Here is a 1,660-nt window from a genome sequence, read left to right as displayed (position 1 = left end):
TTACTGCAGCTTAGCTGCAAAAAACGCTCGCTATTAGCGAGCGTTTTTTAATGTGGAATGATAAATGTAAAATGAGTGATACTTCACCTCACACCCCACACTTCCCATTACACACCTATTTAAACACCCACTTCTTATACAGCGTAAAGCTTGCAACTACGTACACGCCGTTCGCGACAATGTTTGCAAAAAAGCCGGGTTTCATGAATTGCGAAATGAAGTCGGTAAACGGTTTGCACCAGGCGGTGTTTAAAACGTAGACGGAGGCTTCGAGCGTGACAAAGTTCAAGGCGTAGGCCGCAAGGAACACGATAATGAATCGGATGACTTCGGTGCGTTTTTTGTTATGGCTCTTGAAATTCCAGATGCGGTTCATCAAGTAGCTGTTGATGGCGCCGAAAATGAACCCGAGAAAATTCGAAAGTTCCAGGTTCCAGTCGAGCATCTGGTGCATTATCCAGACCGAGGCGAGGGTAATGAGCGTGTTCATGACGCCGATGATATTGTACTTGATGAAATGCTTCACATGGAAAAATGTAGGAAATAGAGCTTAGTTGATAGAACTTAGAACTTAGAAGTGAAACAAATTCTAAGTTCTAAGAGCGTAGCGGTCTAAGTTCTACCGACTAATGACTATCTTTATGCTACTATGAATTGGATTGACTCGAAGAAGTGTTCGGCTGCCGATGCCGCGGCAATGATTAACGATGGTGATGTGCTCGGGGTTTCTGGTTTTACCTTGGCGGGTTACCCCAAAGAGGTTCCGACGGCTTTGGCTGCACGTGCCGAAAAGTTGCATGCCGAAGGCAAGCCTTTCAAGGTAACGCTTTTTTCGGGCGCGTCGACTGGCGACAGCTGCGACGGGGCTTTAGCCCGGGCGCAGGCGGTGTCGCTTAGAATGCCTTACCAGAGCAATCCGAGCTTGCGCAAGGCGATTAACGCGGGTCAAATCAAGTATATCGATGCCCACCTCGGCAAAATGGGCTACCTCGTGCGTACAGGCGCTGTGCCTGCGCCGACGGTCGCTGTCATCGAAGTCTCGGCCATATTGAGCGACGGTCGCGTATGCCTTTCGACCTCGGGCGGAAACTCCGCGATCGATACCGAGAGGGGATATGACTACACGGGCGGCTACGTCCTCGCGCTTATGCCCTCTGGCGGAATGTCGAGCGAGGCAAAGCATTGCCGCAACTTTGATTCGATTGCGCAAAGCACGTCACTCCGTTTGAACTCGGGCGAGTACCTCAATATTGAAGGTGTTCTGACCCTCAAAATGCCCACTTCGCTCAACGGACTTGTCATCTTTATCGGTGATAAGGATGCGAAGATCTCGTCTTCGGCATCAAACGACGCGAATGTGGATGAGAGTGGAGTGAAGTGGAATTAATAGTGAACAGTGGTCGGTGGTCAGTGGTCAGAAAGATGCGAATGATAATTTAATTGAATAAAAAGAGCATTGATTTAGTAAATAATATAATGAAAGCGGGATATAACGAAGGGAACTTCATTAATATCCCGTTATTTATTTGCTAAAAATTCTATACGAAAGAATTATTCGATAAACAAAATTAGTTGCCCGCATCTTTCTGTCCACTGTCCACTAACCACTGTCCACTTTTTTCTTTAATTATTGATAAATTTTTTCAAAATCCTCTTGTTT

General features: G+C 46.6%; 2 protein-coding genes. One reads left to right on the top strand and one right to left on the bottom strand.

What is annotated here, in order from left to right:
* Window positions 1–115: 115 nt before the first annotated feature.
* Window positions 116–526, bottom strand: coding sequence for a GtrA family protein (locus Q0628_RS09590; RefSeq protein ID WP_298770482.1), 411 nt, complete (start codon window positions 524–526; stop codon window positions 116–118).
* Between the two features lie 123 nt (window positions 527–649).
* Between Q0628_RS09590 and Q0628_RS09585 the strand changes: the two genes are divergently transcribed.
* Window positions 650–1,387, top strand: coding sequence for a hypothetical protein (locus tag Q0628_RS09585; protein ID WP_298770481.1), 738 nt, complete (start codon window positions 650–652; stop codon window positions 1,385–1,387).
* Window positions 1,388–1,660: the final 273 nt, after the last annotated feature.

The sequence above is a fragment of the uncultured Fibrobacter sp. genome, assembly GCF_937877005.1.
GTDB lineage: Bacteria > Fibrobacterota > Fibrobacteria > Fibrobacterales > Fibrobacteraceae > Fibrobacter.
Note: the sequence above shows the minus strand (reverse complement) of the source record. Positions and strands in the feature narration are given on the sequence as shown.

What these genes read in the sequence shown, in the direction of transcription:
- Q0628_RS09585 (WP_298770481.1), top strand. Translation starts at nt 650, where the DNA reads ATGAATTGGATTGACTCGAAGAAGTGTTCGGCTGCCGATGCCGCGGCA.